Genomic DNA, 18,629 nt, shown 5'->3' with positions numbered 1-18,629 from the left:
TCAGACCGCCTCTTCCTGACGCTCCTGGCGGGCGGCCGCGAGGCGGACGGCGTCCAGGATCTTCTCGTATCCGGTGCAGCGGCAGAGGTTGCCGGACAGGGCCTCGCGGATGTCCTCGTCGGTCGGGGACGGGTTGTGCTCCAGCATCTCGTCGGCGGCGACCAGCAGGCCGGGGGTGCAGAAGCCGCACTGCACGGCGCCCGCGTCGATGAACGCCTGCTGGATCGGGGACAGCTCGGCGCCCTCGCCGGTCTGCGAGTCGGTGCCCTTGGCACTCCTCCCCCAGGCTCCGTCCGGGGCCCCCGGCTGGGCGTCCTGGAGGGAGGTGCCGCAGGTGGCGTGCTCCGCGCGCTGCTTGGCGTAGTCCGCCAGGCCCTCGACGGTGACGACCTCGCGGCCCTCGACCTGGCCGGCGGCGACGAGACAGGAGCAGACGGGCACGCCGTCCAGGCGGACCGTGCAGGAACCGCACTCGCCCTGCTCACAGGCGTTCTTGGAGCCGGGCAGGCCCAGACGCTCGCGCAGGACGTACAGCAGGCTCTCGCCCTCCCAGACGTCGTCCGCTTCCTGCCGGCGTCCGTTGACGGTGAAATTCACGCGCATGGTCATGCAGCTCCTTCAAGCGTGCGGGCGGTACCGCGGTACTGCTCCCAGGTCCAGCCGAGCGTGCGGCGGGCCATGATGCCGACCGCGTGACGGCGGTACTTGGCGGTGCCGCGCACGTCGTCGATGGGGTTGCAGGCGCCGGAGGCGAGCTCCGCGAACTGCTTGGCGATCGAGGGGGTGATGATGTTCCCGCTCTCCCAGAATCCGCCCTCTTCGAGCGCGGCGTTCAAGAAGTCCTCCGCGGCCTCGGCGCGGACCGGGGTGGGCGCGGCGGAGCCGATGCCGGTGCGCACGGTGCGGGTCTCGGGGTGCAGGGCGAGGCCGAAGGCGCACACGGCGATCACCATCGCGTTGCGGGTGCCGACCTTGGAGTACTGCTGGGGCCCGTCGGCCTTCTTGATGTGCACGGCGCGGATGAGCTCGTCCGGCGCGAGCGCGTTGCGCTTGACGCCCGTGTAGAACGCGTCGATCGGGATCAGGCGGGAGCCGCGGACCGACTCCACCTCGACCTCCGCGCCCGCCGCGAGCAGCGCCGGGTGCGCGTCGCCGGCCGGGGACGCGGTGCCGAGGTTGCCCCCGACGCCGCCGCGGTTGCGGATCTGCGGGGATGCCACGGTGTGCGAGGCGAGCGCGAGGCCCGGAAGCTCGGACCGCAGGTTCTCCATGATCGCGGTGTAGGGGACGGAGGCACCCAGCCGGACGCTCTCCCCGCCGACCTCCCACTCGGTCAGCTCACCGATGCGGTTCAGATCCAGGAGGTACTCCGGCCGGCGGTGGTCGAAGTTGATCTCGACCATCACGTCGGTGCCACCCGCGATGGGGACAGCGGTGGGGTGCTCGGCCTTGGCGGCGAGCGCCTCCTCCCAGCTGGCGGGGCGAAGGAAGTCCATGAGTGGCTCTCTTCTTATCTCGGGGTCGTCGTCGCAACGGGCCCGGGACGGCCGGCCCTCGACTGGATGTTCACGTGCTGTTTACGCGGTGTGGTCCAGTACACAAGGCGCGATCCGACCGGTGCAGTCACCGAAACCATGAAGGAGTTGGCTGGCCGCCTCTCTCGTCTTGTAGATTCGAACGAAAGGCGGAGATCAGCAACCTCACCGTTTTCCCCCGGAAACCGTGGCCAACGATCTCTGGCCAGAACCCGCAACAACGAGACAGATCGGTGGCGACGAGATGCGGCTGCGCGCACTGCTGGAGACCGACGCGCTGGGGCTGCGGCTGCTCGGCGGCGAGGAAGAGCTCGACCGTGGCGTGCGGGGCGTGATGACCACCGACCTCCGGGACCCGAGCCGATATCTCTCGGGCGGCGAACTGGTGCTCACCGGGCTCGCCTGGCGCCACAGCGCCGAGGACTCGGAACCGTTCGTACGGATCCTCGCGGGCGCTCAGGTCGCGGGGCTCGCGGCCGGCGAGGCGGAGCTCGGCGACGTTCCCGACGATTTGGTCCAGGCGTGTTCCCGCCACCGGCTTCCGCTGTTCGCAGTGAACGAGTCCGTTGCGTTCGCAACGATCACGGAGTACGTCGTACGGCAGGTTTCCGGGGAGCGCGCCGGGGACCTCGCGGCAGTCGTCGACAGACACAGGAGACTGATGACCTCCGGTCCGGCCGGCGGCGGCCCGGACGCGGTCCTCGATCTGCTCGGCTCCGATCTGGATCTGCGGGCCTGGGTCCTCTCCCCCACGGGGCGGCAGATCGCGGGCGCGGGTGACGGGCTGTCCGCGCGGACGGGCGCGGCACTGGCGGGTGAGCACCTGGCCGCGGTACGGGCCGGCCGGCGCCCGCCGCACCGGGCGGTGGTCGAGGGCGTGACCTACTCCCTCTTCCCGATCCGTAACACCGGCCGTGGGGCCGCGGCCGCGTCGCGCGACGTGCGCGAGAGCGTGCTGTCGGACTGGCTGCTGGCCGTCGAGGCCGACGCCGGGGACTGGCCGGCGGCCCGGCTCGACCTGCTCCAGGGCGTCACCCAGCTGATCGCCGTCGAGCGCGACCGGCGCGAGGCGGCCCGCACGGTACGGCGCCGGCTTGCCCAGGAGGTGCTGGAACTGGTCCAGACGGGTGCCGCGCCGGCGGAGATCGCGGCCCGGCTGCGGGTGGCCGCCCCAGTGCTCCTGCCGGGCCTGGGGACCGCGCCGCACTGGCAGGTCGTGGTGGCCCGCGTCGACTGGGGCGCGGATTCGGGCATCGAGGCGGGCCCGGTCGCCCAGTCGCTGCTGGAGGAGATCCTCGTCGACCCGTCGGCCGCCGGGCCGGACTCCGCGGACCGGATCGCGGTGGCCCACACGGGTGACGAGGCGATCGCGCTGGTGCCGCTGCCCGCGCTGGGCCTGGGCGGGGCCCCGGACGAGGAGGACGGCACCCCGCCCGCCGACGCCGGGCTGCACGCCGACGCACTGCTGGAGTCCGTACGCGCCCCCCTGTCGGCGGGCCTCGACGGCGACGGCCGCCTCACGCTGGGCGTCAGCGCCGCCGTGCACTCGGCCGAGGGCCTGCGCGGCGCCCTGGAGGAGGCGCGCCACGCCCGCCGCGTGGCGGCGGCGCGGCCGGGCCGGGTGTGCGCGGCGGGCCACCACGAGCTGGCCTCGCACGTACTGCTGCTGCCGTTCGTGCCGGACGACGTGCGCCGGGCGTTCACGGCCCGTCTGCTGGACCCGCTGCGGGACTACGACCGGCGCCACCGTGCGGAGCTGATCCCGACGCTGGAGGCGTTCCTCGACTGCGACGGCTCCTGGACGCGCTGCGCCACGCGCCTGCATCTGCACGTCAACACGCTGCGGTACCGGGTCGGCAGGATCGAACAGCTGACGGGACGCGACCTGTCGCGCCTGGAGGACAAGCTGGACTTCTTCCTGGCGCTCCGGATGAGCTGACGCCGGTGTGTGCCCCGGGGGCGCGGCGTCCCCGGCGCCGCGGGGCCCCGGGGCACGGCGTTCAGGATCCCGGGAAGCACCAGGTCAGCGCGAGCACCCGGGCGAACGCGCCGCCCGGGGACGCCAGTTGCTCCCACGTCCCCGTGTGTGCGACCCGGCCCGCCTCCAGGACCGCGATCCGTCCGCCCGGCGGACCGTCGACGGGCGGTGGGGTATCACCGGCGTCGTACGGGACCCGGAGCCTTCCGTCAGAGCCGTGGCGGCCGCGTCGCCCTCTGCGTCGAGGTTCGCCGTCGCCTCGTCCAGCCGGCCCCCGCACGCCCGCTACGCCCGGGGCCGACTGCCGCTCCCCCGACGACGGGCACGACGACTCCCACGCCCCGCTCACCGGACGGCTGTACGCCGCCACGGGCGACGCGGTGCACCGGGCCCGCCGCGTGGGCGACGCGCTGGTGGCGGAGCAGCCGCTGCCCTGGGGAGGCGGGGGCCGCGGCCACTCCCTGCGCCCTGGCCCCCTCCGCCGCACCCCGTGGCCCTGTGCGCGGGGCGGCCCTGCCGACCCCGGCCGCCGGCCCGAGTGGTCGACGCCTGGTGGCACGGGCTCGCCTCCGGGACCACCGGCAGACTGCCGCTCGGGCCCGGCCTCGTCTTCCAGCCGGCCGTCGCCGCACGCCAGGTCGCCTTCGCGCGCGTCCGCCCCCGCGGGGACGAACTGATCCTGACCGCCACGGACTCCGGCGAGCCCTGGATCGGCGCGCGCGTACCCCTGCCCGCCATGGACGGCGCGCCCAGGTCCGGCGGCACACCGTGGGACGGGGTGCAGCGCCGGGCGATCGCCGCGTCACCCGGATCGCCGCTCGTGGCCGTCACCCGTGGGGGTCATGGCGAGATCCATCTGGTTGACGCCGACGCCGCGTCGGCCGCCTCCGTGCCGGTACGGACCCTCTCGGTCCCGACGCCCCTCAACGACGGGGGCCATCTCGCCCCTGGTCGCCCCGGGGACGCCGCTCACGGTGACCCGGTCGGCCGCTGAAAGATTGTGAACTGATTCACTCGACCTCTTGGCCAGGCGAGCCCATCCATGCTGAGATGCGGTGGACTCAACAGCTCAATGGCGTGCTCGGGGAGGGCAAGTGGCGCATACCGCCATGTCTGGTTCCGGAACCACAGCAGGTGACGATCCACTCCAGACCGCGGTATGGCGGCTGCGTTCGCGCGGCTGTTGGACCGACGCGGCGGCTCTCCTCGCGCCGCGTGCCGCGGACCCGGCGGCGGCCCTGGAGCGCGCCGGACTGCTCATCGAACGCTGCCTGTTCACCTGCGACGGCTGGGCCGAGGCCGAGGACGCGCTGCGCACCGCGGAAGCCGTGGCCGGGGACGACGAGGAGCGCGGCGGCGCGGCGAGCGAGCGCGGCCGGCTGGCGTACGCCGCGACCCGCCTCGGGGTACGTGACAGGGCCGACGAGGCGCGTTCGGCCCTCGGCCGGGCGACGGCGCTGCTCGCGCCGACGTCACCGCGGCGTCCGCTGCTGGACTTCCGGCGCGGGCTGGTCGCCGAGCACATCGCCGACTCGCCGCAGGCCGCGCGTGCCGCCTACGAGAGGGCCCATGCGGGAGCCGCCGCGCACGGTGATCCGCTGCTGCTCTCCTTCACCTGGCAGCAGCTGGCCGGGATCGCCCTGCGCGAGGGAGAGTTGACGCAGGCGCGGCACGGCTTCGCGGAGTGCCTGCGCATCCGCGAGGAGCTGGGCTACCTGATCGGTACGGCGTCCGCACTCGCCGGGCTCGCCGACTGCGAACCGGAGCCGGAGGCGGGCCGCCTTCGCGCGGAGGCGCGCCGGCTGTTCCGACTGCTGGGCGGCGTACCGGTATGGCTGAACCCACAGTTGTCGCCCGCGGTGCCGCCGCAGGTCGCCCCCGTCCGTCCTGAACCCGCCGCCCAGTGAGAACACGCCGCAGGGAAGGGGAGGTTCCGGAGCCCCGGACGCGCTGGGACGAGGTCACGACCGGCCTGTGGATGGGTGGCCATGTCTGGTCGGACGGGGCACGCGGCCATCAGGACGTCGTGGTCGGCCGGGAGTTCGACCTGGTGATCAGCCTGTGGACCCGCGCGGGCCACGGCCCGGCCACCGGTGTGGAGCACCATGTGGTGCCCATCCCCGACGACTGGCTGACCGTCGGCGAGATCGACAGCGTCCGCCGCATCGCGGTGGTCGCGGCGGACGCCGTACGGGCCGGCCGCAGGGTCCTGGTGCGCTGCTACTCCGGCTACAACCGTTCGGGGCTCGTCGCCGCGCAGACCCTGATCGAACTGGGCCACGACAGCGAGAGCGCCATCGACCGCGTCAGACTGCGCCGCTCGCCCTGGGCACTGCACAACCTGGCGTTCGAGAAGTACCTGCTGACCGGCCTGGACGTCGCCTCGCTGCTGTCCGGCCTGGAACCGCCCGACTGAACGCGCCGCTCACCGGGCCGAGAACAACGCACCGGTCGGTCGGAACGAGAACGGCGGCGGTCACCAGAGCCAGGACATCGCCCCGACGGGGTTCAGCAGCACCACGACCGCACCGATCGCGACGGCGATCCACAGGAAGGCCCACACCCGGCTGCGCCGCGGGCGGGTCCGCCGGTCGGGCCAGGCGCGCCAGCCGTCCGGCTGCGCCTGCACCGGCCGGCCCCTGCGGACGAGGCGCCGCGCGCGGCCCTGCTGCCGTGCGGCCTCCTCGTCGGCCCGGCGCAGCCGTTCGGTCACCATCCGCGCCCGTGCGGACGGCTCCTTGGGCGCCGCGAGACGTGCGGGCCCCTCACTCTCGATCTGGAACCGGGCCCACTCCTCGTCGGATATGGACGGCTCCGGTCTCTCCGGCAGCTCCCCGCTCATCGATACCCCCTCGCTGGTGTACAGCACGGCCGAACAGGGTAGTCCAGGGCACACGCGGAGGGCTCAGGCGGGGCGGAGACAGACGAGCATCTCGTCGGTGGCGAGGGCCAGTTGGCCGCTCTGCGGGATCACTGCGACAGCCCGGATCGCGGGCCCCGGACGGAAGGTCGGCACTTCTTTCGCACCCGGGCGGTGCAGTGCGGCAAGCCCATCCGCCCAGGCGACGGCGACGGCCGGGCCCTCGGGGGTGTGCGCGGCATGCAGGGCGACGACGGGGCAGGGGCGCTCGGTCAGCGGCGCGGGCTGCCGGGCGCCGCCGGGCGACCAGAGCCACACGGCGCCGTCCGCGCCGCCGCTCCAGACAAGGGTGCCGGTCGCGGCAAGCGCGGTGACCCGGCCCGAGTGCGGTGCGACCTGATCCACCCCGGCCGGGCCGAAGGCGTGCACGGATCCGTGGCGGTCGCCGACCAGCACGGTGTCGCCGGCCGCGGCCAGGGCGGTGCCCGGATGAGCGGCAAGGGTGGCGGTGACGGCTGCGGTCAGCGGGGAGCCCGGCCCACGGGTGTGCAGGCGTCCCCTTTCGTCGAGGAGCAGGACGGTTCCGTCGTCCATGGCCGCCATCGCGGTGACCCGGCCGGACGCGGGCGCCATGCGGGGCTCGGCATCCAAGTACCGTACGACGCCGGTGCGTTCAGCGATCAGGAGCCTGCCCGCCGCGAAGGTCAGCGCGGCGACGGGCCCCGGCAGCCGCGGCTCCGCGCCGGCGCGGTCGCGGGTCCAGGAGACGCTCCAGCACGAGCCGGCGGCCAGTTCGGTGAGGGTCGCGCGCAGCTGCGGCGCGGCCGCGGCCGGCAGCGCGGCCAGCAGCGCCGTGGCGCGCCCGGCCGGGTCCTGGTCGCGGATCAGCGCCTGTCCCGCCCGCAGCCATGCCGTCCGCAGCCCGCCGTGTCCGGCGGTGTCCTTCTCGTACGCCGCCGTGATCAGCAACGGGTCGGCGGCGCACACGGCGGCCGGGTCGGCGAGATCCACGGGCCGGCTCGGCGGCGGCGCACTGTCCGCGACCTGTTCGACGACCACCCGCACATGGCCGAACTCCCGCAGGATTCGCGCGAGTTCGTCGACGACCGCGCGGTCCTGGCCCGTCCGTCCGAGCCGAAGGGTGCGCGGTGCGCCGGACAGAAGGACGGACTGGAGTTCCGCGGGGGTGCCGGCGACCACGCCGAGCTGGTTGGCCGCCGTCCATACCGTGCCGCGCAACGCCTGCTCCCGTCAGATGCCGGAACCGGTGAAGTGTTCGCGTACCAATGACTGCACGACGCCCAGGTCCTGGGCGATCAGCGCCTCCAGCAGGGCCGCGTGTTCGGCGGCGTCCGCGACCAGGTCGGCCCGCCGGATGACGGGAGCGTCGGTGAGGGGCCACTGGGAGCGGCGGTGCAGGTCGTCGGCGACGGCGAGGAGCTGCTGGTTCCCGGCGAGGGCGAGGACCGCGTGGTGGAAGGCCCGGTCCGATTCGGCGTATCCGGCGCGGTCGCCGGTCGCCGCCGCCACGGCCGTCGCCTCGGCGAGAGGCCGCAGCGCTCTCCATTGCGCGGCCGGGACGGTCCTCGCGAGGCGGAGCATGACGGGCACCTCGATGAGGGCGCGCACCTCGGCGAGTTCGGCCAGTTCGCGCGGGGTGCGCACCAGGACGCGGAAGCCGCGGTTGGGGACGACCTCGACGGCACCCTCGGTCGCGAGCTGCTGCATCGCCTCGCGCACGGGGGTCGCGGAGACGCCGAAACGTTCACCGAGGGCGGGCGCGGAGTAGACCTCGCCGGGGACGAGGTCGCCGTCGACGAGGGCGATGCGCAGCGCCTCGAGGATCTGGGTGCGGACGGAGTGCCGCCGGACGAGCCGCGGGGCGGGTGCCGACGCCTCGCCGTGCGTGTGTTCGCCGCGGACCTGCTCCAGCGGGCCGGGCGTGCCCTGGGCGGGGACGCGTGCGGGCGGGTACGGCCGGTCGGCGGCATCGCGCGCTCGGGCCTGCTCCACTCGGTCCTCCTCCGGCCAGGATCTGGGGCCGGCTGGCGTGTGCGAGGGCCCTCTTGTGCACGATAGGCGGGCCAGGGCGCAGTTCAAACATCGAAAAGATCGGGTAAGGTAAGCCTAACCTGCTAACGATCGCGATTCGGTGGTCCCCGGCATGACCCTTTCCGCCCTGTCTACCGGCCTCGCCTCCCCCATCGGCGACGCCTACGCGCGCCTGGCCGAGGTCTTCCCCGGTCTGCGCGTCCAGGAGCTGGGCGAGGGCGAGACCGCGCCTGCCGGCGCGGGCTGGGTCCGCGCGAGCGATCTCGCCGCGGGCGGCCCGGATCTCGACTCCTTCCTCGCCTGGGACAACGCACAGGTGCTGCGGGACCACGGGCAGCAGGCCCGCCCCGATGTCGTCGCCAGCTTCGGCCTGCACCGCTACGCCTGGCCGGCCTGCCTGCTGATCACCGTCCCGTGGTTCCTGCACCGCCGAGTGCCCCGGGTGCCCGTCGAGGACGTGGCCTTCCAGCGCGCCCTGGGACGCATGAGGGTCCGGGTGAGCTCCTTCGCCTGCCTGCCGGACGACCCGGCGTCCGCACTGCCCGGCGCCCGTGTGGTGCCGGACGAGGAGGCGCTGCGCGAGGAGGTCCGCGGCGCGGTCGCCGAGCACATCGGCCCGGTGCTGGAGGGTTTCGGCCCCCGGATGCGGCGCGGCAAGCGCGCCCTGTGGGGCATGGCGACGGACGAGGTCGTCGAGGGGCTGTGGTATATCGCACACCTGCTCGGCGAGGAGCGCCGCGCCGTCACGGAGCTGGAGCGACTGCTGCCGGGCACGGCCAAGCCGTACGTGGGCACCGCGGGATTCCGCGAGCTGACCGGACCGGACGGCGAACAGCTGCCGACCCGCGACCGGGCGAGCTGCTGCCTGTTCTACACGCTGCGCCCCGAGGACACCTGCGTCACCTGCCCGCGCACTTGCGATGCCGACCGCGTGGAACGGCTGCGGCAGGGCGCGTGAGGCTGGTGCCGCGGGCGCGTGAGGCGCGTCCCGGCATCAATTCCGTTCCTCGGATCGACGCCACTCTTTCGAGCGGCTTCGACTCGAACACAATCCCTTTCACCCGCAGAGCAGTTCGACCAGATCGCACCTATCCGTGCACCGAAGCGCCTCGTTGGCATGCTCTTGCGCCGAAACCCCTTGGACGTGCTGTGCGGTCGGCCAATATGGCCGCCGTTACGCCTACCGCGATGCAAGGGACACCGCATGAGACTGACCGACATATCGCTGGACTGGCTGCTTCCCGGCGGCGTGATGCTGGTGGGAGTCCTGACGGCGATGGCGGTGCTCACGCGCGGCAAGCGCGCACGAAACACCGGAAGCACAGCCGCGAACGAGGATTCCTGGGAGCGCAGCGAGGAACGCCGCAGACGCAAGGAAGCCGTCTACGGCATCGCCTCCTACGTCCTGCTCTTCTGCTGCGCCGCGGTGGCCGCCGCGCTCTCCTTCCACGGCCTGGTGGGCTTCGGACGGCAGAACCTCAACCTCACGGGCGGCTGGGAGTACCTGGTCCCCTTCGGACTCGACGGCGCGGCCATGTTCTGTTCCGTCCTCGCCGTGCGGGAGGCCAGCCATGGTGACGCCGCACTCGGCTCACGGCTGCTGGTGTGGACCTTCGCGGGCGCCGCGGCCTGGTTCAACTGGGTGCACGCGCCACGCGGCCTCGACCACGCCGGCGCCCCGCAGTTCTTCGCGGGCATGTCCCTCTCGGCCGCTGTCCTGTTCGACCGGGCGCTGAAGCAGACGCGCAGGGCGGCGCTGCGCGAGCAGGGCCTGGTGCCCCGCCCACTGCCGCAGATCCGGATCGTCCGCTGGCTGCGCGCTCCCAGGGAGACGTTCGCCGCCTGGTCGCTGATGCTCCTGGAGGGCGTACGCACCCTGGACGAGGCGGTCGACGAGGTACGCGAGGACCGGCGGGAGCAGCAGCGCAACCGGCTGCACAGGCGGGACCGGGAGAAGCTGGAGCGCGCGCAGATCAAGGCCTACAACCGGCAGCACCGGGCCTGGGGCCTGGGCCGGGCAACGCGCCCCGCCCAGCTGCCCGCGCTCGGCCCGGCCGGCGGCCCCCAGAGCCAGGCGCCGCCGGCCGGATCGGTGCTGGAGCCCTCGGGAGCCGTCGTGGAGCCCGCCATAGCGGAGCCGGGACAGCTGCCCCTGCGCGCCCGGCCCTCCCTCCAGGCCATCAAGCCGAAGGGCCCTGAGCCCATCACGGTGGACCTCACGGCCGAGGACGACACCCAGACCCTGCCGCGTCTGGACTCCCTGGAGCAGAAACTCAAGGATCTGGAGCGGCAGTTCGGCTGAGCGCCGGACACCCGGGGCGGCCGGGGCCTTCGGGCTCAGGCCGCCCCGGCGTGCAGCTCGAACCACACCACCTTGCCCACTCCGTGGGCCGTACGCACGCCCCAGGCGTCGGCAAGGCACTCCACCAGGACCAGCCCCCTGCCGGACGTACCGAGGTCGGACGTACCGGGGTCGGACACATCGGCGTCGCACCTGCCGAGGTCGGCGGTCGGTACGTCCGGTACCGGCAGTCCGGCCATGAAGTCGCGGACCTCCACATGGAGCCGTGAGTCCTCGACGGTGGCGGTCACCACCGCGCCCCGGTCGGTGTGGACCAGCGCGTTGGTCACCAGTTCGCTGGCGAGCAGCTCGGCCACGTCCGCCGCATCGGCGGGACTGTCCGACGCGGGACCGGGCCACTTGCCCATCAGGTCGCGTAACGCGTGCCGCACTTCGGGCACAGCGGTCAGATCACCGCTGCCGAGTCTGCGGTGCAGCCGCCCGCGTACTTCCGTGCCCCCGTGACGTTCTGACATCGATCCCCCACCCACACGTCGGAACAGGTCGTATTGCGTATGTGCTCACCGGATGCATGCCCCGCGCGCGGAACGCCACTCATGGGATTGTCGACGTGGCTCTTTGCGAGCGGTCAGGGCCGGGGGACGTTGCGCAGGTTGGAACGGGCCATCTGGAGCATCCTGCCGACCCCGCCGTCCAGCACGATCTTGCTGGCGGACAGTGCGAAGCCGGTCACCATCTCGGCGCTGATCCGTGGCGGGATGGACAGGGCGTTGGGGTCGGTGACGACGTCGACCAGCGCGGGTCCCTTGTGCCGGAAGGCATCCTTGAGCGCGCCCGCGAGCTGCTTGGGCTTCTCCACCCGAACCCCGTACGCACCGGCGGCCCGCGCCACGGCCGCGAAGTCGGGATTGCGGTTCGCGGTGCCGAACGAGGGCAGTCCGGCGACCAGCATCTCCAGCTCCACCATGCCGAGGGAGGAGTTGTTGAACAGGACCACCTTCACCGGCAGGTCGTACTGGACGAGGGTGAGGAAGTCGCCCATCAGCATGGCGAAGCCGCCGTCGCCCGACATGGAGACGACCTGCCGGTGCCGGTCGGTGAACTGCGCCCCGATCGCCTGGGGCAGCGCGTTCGCCATCGAGCCGTGGCTGAACGAACCGATGATGCGGCGCCGCCCGTTGGGCGAGAGGTAGCGGGCGGCCCAGACGTTGCACATGCCCGTGTCGACGGTGAACACGGCGTTGTCGTCGGCGAGTTCGTCGAGGACCGAGGCGACGTACTCGGGGTGGATCGGGACGTGCTTCTCCACCTTGCGTGTGTACGCCTTCACCACGCCCTCCAGGGCGTCCGCGTGCTTCTTCAGCATTTTGTCGAGGAAGCGGCGGCTGGTCTTGGCCCGTACCCGCGGGGTCAGGCAGCGCAGCGTCTCGCGCACGTCGCCCCACACGGCGAGGTCGAGCTTGGAGCGGCGGCCGAGGTGCTCGGGCCTGACATCGACCTGGACGATCTTCACGTCGTCGGGGAGGAAGGCGTTGTACGGGAAGTCCGTGCCGAGCAGGATGAGCAGATCGCATTCGTGCGTGGCCTCGTACGCCGCGCCGTAACCGAGCAGACCGCTCATCCCCACGTCATAGGGATTGTCGTACTGGATCCACTCCTTGCCCCGGAGCGCATGGCCGACAGGTGACTTGATGCGCTCCGCGAACTGCATGACCTCGGCGTGCGCGCCGGCCGTGCCGCTGCCGCAGAACAGCGTGACGCGCTCGGCTTCGTCGATCATCGCGACCAGCTTGTCGAGCTCGGTGTCGCCGGGGCGGACGGAGGGGCGGGTGGTGACAAGGGCGTGCTCGATCGACTTCTCGGGTGCGGGCCGGTCGGCGATGTCACCCGGCATCGCGACGACGCTCACCCCGCTGCGGCCGATCGCGTGCTGGATCGCCGTCTGGAGCAGGCGGGGCATCTGCTGCGGGCTGGAGATCATCTCGCAGTAGTGGCTGCACTCACGGAACAGCAGCTCGGGGTGCGTCTCCTGGAAGTAGCCGAGGCCGATCTCGGACGACGGGATGTGGGAGGCGAGGGCCAGGACGGACGCCATGGAGCGGTGGGCGTCGTAGAGGCCGTTGATGAGGTGCAGGTTGCCCGGGCCGCAGGAGCCCGCGCATGCTGCGAGACGTCCGGTGATCTGCGCCTCGGCGCCCGCCGCGAACGCGGCCGTCTCCTCGTGTCTGACCTGGACCCAGTCGATGGCCGCGTTGCGGCGGACGGCGTCGACGACGGGGTTGAGGCTGTCGCCGACGACACCGTAGAGACGCTGGACGCCGGCACGGACGAGGATGTCGACGAACTGTTCCGCCACGTTCTGCTTGGCCATGGGTTACGTGCCCTTTCTCGTGGACCTCGAAGTCCATCAACCCATGGCCCGGCCGGTCGCGCCTGTGCGGTTACGCCTCCCAGACGCCGACGGCCGTACGGTCGTCGGCGTACCCCTTCACCCGCAGCTGGACGTCCGCGAGGAACTGCGTCATGCCCGGCGGCTCGGGACCGTCCCACCTTTCCGTGAGCGCCGCGGCGAGGGCCGGCTCCCGGCGCAGAGGCGCGGCGAGGCCGTTGCTGCACAGCAGGAGGGTGTCGCCCGGGCGGGCGATCGAGGCCCGGAAGCGGAACGGTTCGGCGGGGGGTGGGGCCGGGGCCGGGGTGATGTTCAGGTCCATGGTGAGCCGGTCGCCGCAGGGCGTCTCGGCCGGCGGGGAGCCGAAGCCCAAGGCGGGTGCGCCGACGGACTTCTCGGGGACAGGCGGCTCGATGTCCTGCCAGGACCCGTCGCGCAGCCGGAACAGACCGCCGCTGCCGACGCCGAAGAAGACGCGGGTGCGGCAGCCGGGATCGGCGGGCAGCAGAAGGCAGCGGAGGCCGACGGTGTAGTGCTCCGGCTTCAGGCCGAGATCGGCGGCGCGGACGCGGAGTCTGCCGAGGCCGCGGTCGGTGAGGCGGTGCAGCCCCGACTTGAGGTCGCCCCTGCGGCCCGCCCTTATGTCCGCGGCGAGCCGCTCGTGACTGCGGCCGACGGCCGTGCCGATCCAGCGCGTGGCGTCGGCGGCGGCGAGGTGGGCGTTGTCGGAGTGCCGGCTGCCGCCGGCGAGGGCGACGAGCACGAGGGCGGCGGGCCCGGTCCCGAACCGGGCGGTGAGGAGGGCCTCGTGCCGGGGTTCGCCGCGGAACCGCGCGGAATCGCCCCGGACGGATGCGGCCCGCAGGGTGTACGTGCCGTACCGCGCGCCGTCGAGGACGGTGTCGGGAACGAGCTGCTCCAGCGCGAGCGCTTCGGCGGCGGGCAGGGCGGTGGGCTCGGCCTCATAGGTCGGCGACCCGCCTCCGACAACCCCGACGCCGGGTCGCCCCGCGTCGCCGGGCCCACTCGCCTGCCGTGGCACGCCGAACGGCCCTTCGGGCAGTGAGCGCGGATCAGCTTGCGGACCGGCCCCCGCCCCCGCCTCCAGCCCGCCCGCCGCGGCCCTGCCGGCGGCGGCAGGCGGGGTGCCGGAGGCGACGTCCGGCGGGCTGCCAGGCGACGACTCACGCCGCGCAGACGACGAGCCGGCGTCACCGGGCAGCAGGCCCGCATCCGGCGCGACATCCGGCCGACGGCCCGGCACCGTGCCAGAGCACGAATCGCTCGCGCCCCGGCCGGCGGCGGCAGATGGGGCGTCAGGTGCAGTCCCCCGCGGGGCATCCGGCGGGACCGCCTGGGGCATCGGATCCGGCAGCCCGGCAGCGTCGGGGCGCGCGGACCGCGGATCATGCGTCACGCCACTGCTCCCGCGACGCCTCGGGGTGTCCGGCACGTCGGCGTCACCACGCGTCAGGCCCGCCTCCGACGCCGCATCCCGGCCCGGCACCGGCCCCGCGCCCGGATCACCCGACCCGGCCCGGCCGGCGGCGGCAGATGGGGCGTCAGGTGCAGTCCCCCGCGGGGCATCCGGCGGGACCGCCTGGGGCATCGGATCCGGCAGCCCGGCAGCCGGCGGGCCACCCGGTGACGGCTCACGCCGTGCAGGCTGAGGGACACCCGGCGGAACACCGGACTCGGGTACCGAACCCGGATCACCCGGCGCAGACCGGCCGGCTGTGGTCGGCGGGGTGTCAGGTGCACGGCCCGGCGGACCGGCATCCGGCGGACCGCCCGGCACCGCACCGCGCCCCTGTGGAGCACGCGGGTCCCACCAGGCGCGGGCGTGGGACACCGTGCCCGACGCCGAGGCGAAGCGCGCGTCGAGTGTGTCGTCCGTCCGTGCCGGGCCCGGGCCCGTGTCCGGGGCGGATTCGTCGTAGAGCCGGCTCCACCAGTCGTCCTCGGATGTCGGCCCGCTCGGCCTCTCCCCCTGCTCGCTCATGCCCCTATTGTCGACCGCAAGAGGCAGGCGAAACGGGGCATCCCGAAGATTCCCACCCCTGAAGTGGTCCGCCGGGCGGCCCAACCCCCCACGGGAAGGTCGCCCGGCGGACCGTCGTGGTCAGCGCACGGCGTATGCGCCGACCACGAGTTGGGGGACGGAGCCGCGCTTGGCGTCCGTCAGTTCGGTTTTCGGCGTGACCGTCCGGCCCGAAGCGCCCGCGTGGTCCACGGTCGCCGTCCAGGCGTCGCCCCGCTTCCGGGTGACCGCCTGGTCCATGTGCCGCCGCCGTCGGAGCAGCGGGATCCCTCACGAGTACACGCCTTCGTCCGGCGTGAGCGGAACTTCCAGGTCGTCAGCAGCTGGGTGGAGCGCTTCCCGACCGCGGCCGGCTGTCCCGGCTTCGCTTGGTTGAGCGACAGTTCGTACAGCGCGTCGTCCGCCGGGAACTCGAAGACCCCGGACGGGAATCCAGTCTGCCCTATCTCTCCCCCGTTGCGCAGCAGTCGCATGGTGCCGATGTCCCCGAACGCCCCGGCGAGGCGGAGTGCCGTACGCGATAACGGGCGCATCGCTCTCCACGTCCGAATCCGGCCGCAATGGGCGCAAGAGCGATGTCTCCGGAGGCTGTTGCGCCACATTGGCAGAGGAACGGCCCGTGCGGGGATGATGTGCGGGGCGGGTCTGCGCCGTGGCCGTTTTCCGCCACGGCGGCACAGAAGCGCATGTCCGGGGAGGGGCACCGTGCTGGGAGCGATAGGTCTCGACGAGAGACAGGAGACGGCCTACCGCGCGCTCGTCGCGCTCGGAGCCGCGGAGATCACCGATCTCGCGCACCGGCTCGCGCTGCCGGAGCCGGAGACGGAGAGGACGCTGCGCCGGCTGGAGCAGCAGGGGCTCGCGGCGCAGTCCTCCGCGCGGACCGGGCGGTGGGTGGCGGCCCCGCCCGGCATTGCGCTGGGAGCGCTCCTGACGCAGCAGCGGCAGGAGCTGGAGCAGGCGGAGCTGGCGGCGGCGCTGCTGGCGGAGGAGTACCGCGCGGAGTCGGCGGAGCCCGCCGTGCACGACCTGGTGGAGGTGGTCACGGGAGCGAGCGCCGTCACGCGCCGCTTCGTCCAGTTGCAGCTGGGGGCCACCGAGGAGGTCTGCGCGCTGGTGAGGGGCCGGCCCATCGCGGTCAGGGGCGCGGACGACGAGGCGGAGGAGAGGGCGGCCACGCGCGGGGTGACGTACCGGGTGGTCGTCGAACGCGAGGTACTGACGATGCCGGGCGGCATCACGGAGCTGACCGCCGCTCTCGGCCGCGGCGAGCAGGTCCGGGTCGTCGACCGGATGCCGACCGAGCTCGTCGTCGCGGACCGTTCGCTGGCGATGGCGCCGCTGACGGGCCGCGGCGCGGAACCGGCGGCGCTCGTCGTCCACGCCAGCGGTCTGCTGGAGTCACTGACCGGGCTGTTCGAAGCGGTGTGGCGCGATGCCCTGCCACTGCGGCTGGGCGGCGGGGGCGATGCGGTCATCGCGACCGCCGCCGCCGGTCCGGACACGACTGACCTGGAGATCCTCTCGCTGCTTCTCGCCGGGATGACGGACGCGAGCGTGGCCAAGCAGCTGGACCTCGGCCTTCGCACGGTGCAGCGAAGGGTCAAGGGCCTGATGGAGCTCGCGGGCGTGAGCACCCGGCTGCAGTTGGGCTGGCATGCGTATGCGAAGGGGTGGGTGGCTCGCGACCTGCGGGAACGGCCCTGATCCTGCACTGTTGGTCGCATGGGCGTGTGGCAGCTGCTGATGGCGGGCGGGGTGATGCTGCTGGGCCTGCTGGGCGTGCTGCTGCCGGGGGTCCCCGGCCGGTTGCTGGTGTGGGCCGCGGTCCTGTGGTGGGCGATGCACGAGCTGTCGGGAGCCGCCTGGGCGCTGCTGATGGGCGCGACCGCGGTCCTGCTGATCATCCAGGTCATCGTGTGGCTGCTGCCGCCGCGTCGGCTGCGCGGGGTGGCCGTCACCCGCCGGACGGCCTTGTACGCGGGCGTGGGGGCACTTGTGGGTTTCGTGGTGCTACCCGTGGTGGGAGCGGTGCCGGGGTTCATCGGCGGGATCTACGTCTGCGAACGCCGCCGCCTGGGCGGCCACGGTCAGGCGAAGGCGTCGACGCGGGCGGCGATGCGGGCGGCGGGCACCAGCGTCCTGGTGGAGCTGTTCGGCTGTCTGCTGGTGGTGGCGGCGTGGGTGGCGGTGGTGCTGGGGACGTGACGCGGCTGCGCCGTGCCCCCGGAGCCTTCCCGGGGGCACGGCGCAGCTCGGCACCTCAGCGCGAGCCGCCGCGCTTGGCTGTCAGGTACGCCCGGCCCTGCGCGCTCTTCAGCTTCCAGTCGCGCAGCATCTCCGCCCGCAGGCGGGCGTCCGTCTTCGCCACGATCCGCAGGTTCTCGCGGACCAGCTTGCGGTAGCTGTCGAGCCGGCGCTCGGGCAGAGTGCCGTCCTCGATCGCGGCGAGCACCGCGCAGCCCGGCTCCGCCCCGTGGGCGCAGTCGTGGAAGCGGCAGTGTTCGGCGAGTTCCTCGATCTCGGCGAAGACCTGGCCGACCCCGGACTCGGCGTCCCACAGGCCGACCCCGCGCACGCCGGGGGTGTCGATCAGGACTCCCCCGCCTGGCAGGACGAGAAGGTTGCGGGTCGTCGTGGTGTGCCGGCCCTTGCCGTCGACCTCCCGGGTGGCCTGCACGTCCAGAACGTCATCGCCGAGCAGCGCGTTGGCGAGTGTGGACTTGCCCGCGCCGGAGACACCCAGCAGTACGCTCGTGCCGCCGGAGACGATCGCGCCGAACACGTCGATGCCCTCCCCGGTGGTGGAGCTGACCGGCAGTACCTGCACTCCGGGCGCCGTGGTCTCGACGTCCTGGACGAGGTAGGACAGCGCGGTGACGTCGGGCACCAGGTCGGCCTTGGTGAGGGCCACGAGGGGCTGCGCGCCGCTCTCCCACGCGAGCGCGAGGAACCGCTCGATCCGCCCGAGGTCGAGCTCGGCCGCGAGCGAGACGCAGATGACGGCGTGGTCGACGTTGGCCGCGAGGACCTGCCCCTCGGACCGCTGGGACGACGTGGACCGCACGAGCGCGGTACGGCGCTGAAGCACCCGGCGCGCGTAGCGGGGGTCGCCGTTCGTGTCGACGGCGACCCAGTCGCCCGTGCACACGACCCGCATCGGGTCGCGCGGTGTGACGAACTCGGTGTCGGCCCGGACCAGGCCGACGGGGGTGACGACATCGCACTGGCCGCGGTCGACCCGTACGACACGGCCGGGCAGCAGACCGCGGTCGGCGTCGGAAGCGAACTCCTCGGCCCATCCCTCGTCCCAGCCGTAGGCGGCGAGGGGGTGTGCGGATGCGGCGGATGCAGAAGAGAGATTCAAGGGGAACCCTTCACAAGGGTGGCCCCGGCAGGCGCGCGTCGGCGCCAAGGCGCTCAGAGCGCCGGAGGGAAGGAGAGGTCAGCCGGAGACCACGGGGGTGGGAGA

18 protein-coding genes are annotated in these 18,629 nt (G+C 73.3%); 8 read left to right on the top strand and 10 right to left on the bottom strand.

The annotated features are described in order from the left end of the window. Together J7E88_RS02335 and J7E88_RS02330 are read right to left on the bottom strand one after the other, a co-directional pair. Window positions 1-603 (bottom strand): (2Fe-2S)-binding protein, encoded by a 603-nt coding sequence (locus tag J7E88_RS02335; protein ID WP_215177412.1) that lies wholly within the window; start codon window positions 601-603, stop codon window positions 1-3. Between the two features lie 2 nt (window positions 604-605). Then, on the bottom strand, window positions 606-1,496 hold the full coding sequence (locus J7E88_RS02330) for a xanthine dehydrogenase family protein subunit M (RefSeq protein ID WP_215176652.1): 891 nt from the start codon (window positions 1,494-1,496) through the stop codon (window positions 606-608). 283 nt (window positions 1,497-1,779) lie between these two features. Between J7E88_RS02330 and J7E88_RS02325 the strand changes: the two genes are divergently transcribed. The 4 genes from J7E88_RS02325 to J7E88_RS02310 all read left to right on the top strand — a co-directional run bounded on the left by J7E88_RS02325 (window position 1,780) and on the right by J7E88_RS02310 (window position 5,929). Beyond that, on the top strand, window positions 1,780-3,474 hold the full coding sequence (locus J7E88_RS02325) for a PucR family transcriptional regulator ligand-binding domain-containing protein (protein ID WP_215177410.1): 1,695 nt from the start codon (window positions 1,780-1,782) through the stop codon (window positions 3,472-3,474). A 577-nt stretch (window positions 3,475-4,051) separates the two neighbouring features. Next, entirely contained in the window at window positions 4,052-4,507 is a 456-nt protein-coding gene (locus J7E88_RS02320) for a hypothetical protein (protein ID WP_215176650.1), read from the top strand. A gap of 115 nt (window positions 4,508-4,622) precedes the next feature. After that, window positions 4,623-5,420, top strand: coding sequence for a hypothetical protein (locus J7E88_RS02315; RefSeq protein WP_215176648.1), 798 nt, complete (start codon window positions 4,623-4,625; stop codon window positions 5,418-5,420). Continuing rightward, a complete protein-coding gene (locus tag J7E88_RS02310; protein ID WP_215176646.1) occupies window positions 5,417-5,929 on the top strand; it encodes a dual specificity protein phosphatase family protein in 513 nt (170 codons plus the stop codon). The genes J7E88_RS02315 and J7E88_RS02310 overlap by 4 nt, the downstream gene beginning before the upstream one ends. A 60-nt stretch (window positions 5,930-5,989) precedes the next feature. Here J7E88_RS02310 and J7E88_RS02305 read toward each other — a convergent pair whose 3' ends face one another. Genes J7E88_RS02305 through J7E88_RS02295 form a run of 3 tightly spaced genes read right to left on the bottom strand, consistent with a single transcriptional unit; the run spans window position 5,990 to window position 8,386 of the window. Further along, window positions 5,990-6,382, bottom strand: a complete 393-nt coding sequence (locus J7E88_RS02305) for a hypothetical protein (RefSeq protein WP_308307239.1) — start codon at window positions 6,380-6,382, stop codon at window positions 5,990-5,992. A gap of 36 nt (window positions 6,383-6,418) precedes the next feature. Further along, window positions 6,419-7,612: a hypothetical protein gene (locus tag J7E88_RS02300; RefSeq protein WP_215176641.1), complete on the bottom strand. Its 1,194-nt coding sequence runs from the start codon at window positions 7,610-7,612 to the stop codon at window positions 6,419-6,421. A gap of 12 nt (window positions 7,613-7,624) precedes the next feature. Then, the gene (locus J7E88_RS02295; protein ID WP_215176640.1) at window positions 7,625-8,386 is read right to left on the bottom strand and encodes a GntR family transcriptional regulator; all 762 of its coding nucleotides are present in this window, start codon (window positions 8,384-8,386) and stop codon (window positions 7,625-7,627) included. Window positions 8,387-8,537: 151 nt separating this feature from the next. Here J7E88_RS02295 and J7E88_RS02290 point away from each other — a divergent pair, with 151 nt between their 5' ends. After that, window positions 8,538-9,383 carry a (2Fe-2S)-binding protein gene (locus J7E88_RS02290; RefSeq protein ID WP_215176639.1) on the top strand — a complete coding sequence of 282 codons (846 nt, stop codon included), beginning with the start codon at window positions 8,538-8,540 and terminating at the stop codon, window positions 9,381-9,383. 246 nt (window positions 9,384-9,629) lie between these two features. Next, complete coding sequence (locus J7E88_RS02285) at window positions 9,630-10,727, top strand: DUF2637 domain-containing protein (protein ID WP_215176637.1); 1,098 nt, start codon at window positions 9,630-9,632, stop codon at window positions 10,725-10,727. Between the two features lie 35 nt (window positions 10,728-10,762). Here J7E88_RS02285 and J7E88_RS02280 read toward each other — a convergent pair whose 3' ends face one another. The 4 genes from J7E88_RS02280 to J7E88_RS02265 all read right to left on the bottom strand — a co-directional run bounded on the left by J7E88_RS02280 (window position 10,763) and on the right by J7E88_RS02265 (window position 15,397). Then, window positions 10,763-11,242: an ATP-binding protein gene (locus J7E88_RS02280; protein ID WP_215176635.1), complete on the bottom strand. Its 480-nt coding sequence runs from the start codon at window positions 11,240-11,242 to the stop codon at window positions 10,763-10,765. A 113-nt stretch (window positions 11,243-11,355) separates the two neighbouring features. After that, on the bottom strand, window positions 11,356-13,098 hold the full coding sequence (locus tag J7E88_RS02275) for a pyruvate dehydrogenase (protein WP_215176633.1): 1,743 nt from the start codon (window positions 13,096-13,098) through the stop codon (window positions 11,356-11,358). A gap of 70 nt (window positions 13,099-13,168) precedes the next feature. After that, window positions 13,169-14,158 carry a protein phosphatase 2C domain-containing protein gene (locus J7E88_RS37275; RefSeq protein ID WP_374196210.1) on the bottom strand — a complete coding sequence of 330 codons (990 nt, stop codon included), beginning with the start codon at window positions 14,156-14,158 and terminating at the stop codon, window positions 13,169-13,171. Between the two features lie 1,080 nt (window positions 14,159-15,238). Further along, window positions 15,239-15,397 (bottom strand): hypothetical protein, encoded by a 159-nt coding sequence (locus J7E88_RS02265; protein ID WP_215176628.1) that lies wholly within the window; start codon window positions 15,395-15,397, stop codon window positions 15,239-15,241. 465 nt (window positions 15,398-15,862) lie between these two features. Here J7E88_RS02265 and J7E88_RS02260 point away from each other — a divergent pair, with 465 nt between their 5' ends. Together J7E88_RS02260 and J7E88_RS02255 are read left to right on the top strand one after the other, a co-directional pair. Next, window positions 15,863-16,864, top strand: a complete 1,002-nt coding sequence (locus J7E88_RS02260) for a helix-turn-helix domain-containing protein (protein ID WP_215176626.1) — start codon at window positions 15,863-15,865, stop codon at window positions 16,862-16,864. Between the two features lie 18 nt (window positions 16,865-16,882). Then, window positions 16,883-17,365 carry a DUF456 domain-containing protein gene (locus tag J7E88_RS02255; protein WP_215176624.1) on the top strand — a complete coding sequence of 161 codons (483 nt, stop codon included), beginning with the start codon at window positions 16,883-16,885 and terminating at the stop codon, window positions 17,363-17,365. A gap of 55 nt (window positions 17,366-17,420) precedes the next feature. Here J7E88_RS02255 and rsgA read toward each other — a convergent pair whose 3' ends face one another. Beyond that, window positions 17,421-18,524 (bottom strand): ribosome small subunit-dependent GTPase A, encoded by a 1,104-nt coding sequence (gene rsgA / locus J7E88_RS02250; protein WP_215176622.1) that lies wholly within the window; start codon window positions 18,522-18,524, stop codon window positions 17,421-17,423. Between the last annotated feature and the right edge of the window lie 105 nt (window positions 18,525-18,629).

The sequence above is a fragment of the Streptomyces sp. ISL-10 genome (assembly GCF_018614575.1).
In the GTDB taxonomy this organism is placed as follows: domain Bacteria; phylum Actinomycetota; class Actinomycetes; order Streptomycetales; family Streptomycetaceae; genus Streptomyces.
This window is presented reverse-complemented; position numbering and strand designations above follow the sequence as displayed.

Bases quoted from the DNA above. Each gene is read 5' to 3' on its own strand.
- J7E88_RS02275 (WP_215176633.1), bottom strand. From the start codon at position 13,098: ATGGCCAAGCAGAACGTGGCGGAACAGTTCGTCGACATCCTCGTCCGT.
- J7E88_RS02285 (WP_215176637.1), top strand. From the start codon at position 9,630: ATGAGACTGACCGACATATCGCTGGACTGGCTGCTTCCCGGCGGCGTG.
- J7E88_RS02265 (WP_215176628.1), bottom strand. From the start codon at position 15,397: ATGGACCAGGCGGTCACCCGGAAGCGGGGCGACGCCTGGACGGCGACC.
- J7E88_RS02280 (WP_215176635.1), bottom strand. From the start codon at position 11,242: ATGTCAGAACGTCACGGGGGCACGGAAGTACGCGGGCGGCTGCACCGC.
- J7E88_RS02335 (WP_215177412.1), bottom strand. From the start codon at position 603: ATGCGCGTGAATTTCACCGTCAACGGACGCCGGCAGGAAGCGGACGAC.
- J7E88_RS02330 (WP_215176652.1), bottom strand. From the start codon at position 1,496: ATGGACTTCCTTCGCCCCGCCAGCTGGGAGGAGGCGCTCGCCGCCAAG.
- J7E88_RS02325 (WP_215177410.1), top strand. From the start codon at position 1,780: ATGCGGCTGCGCGCACTGCTGGAGACCGACGCGCTGGGGCTGCGGCTG.
- J7E88_RS02290 (WP_215176639.1), top strand. From the start codon at position 8,538: ATGACCCTTTCCGCCCTGTCTACCGGCCTCGCCTCCCCCATCGGCGAC.
- J7E88_RS02315 (WP_215176648.1), top strand. From the start codon at position 4,623: ATGTCTGGTTCCGGAACCACAGCAGGTGACGATCCACTCCAGACCGCG.
- J7E88_RS02255 (WP_215176624.1), top strand. From the start codon at position 16,883: ATGGGCGTGTGGCAGCTGCTGATGGCGGGCGGGGTGATGCTGCTGGGC.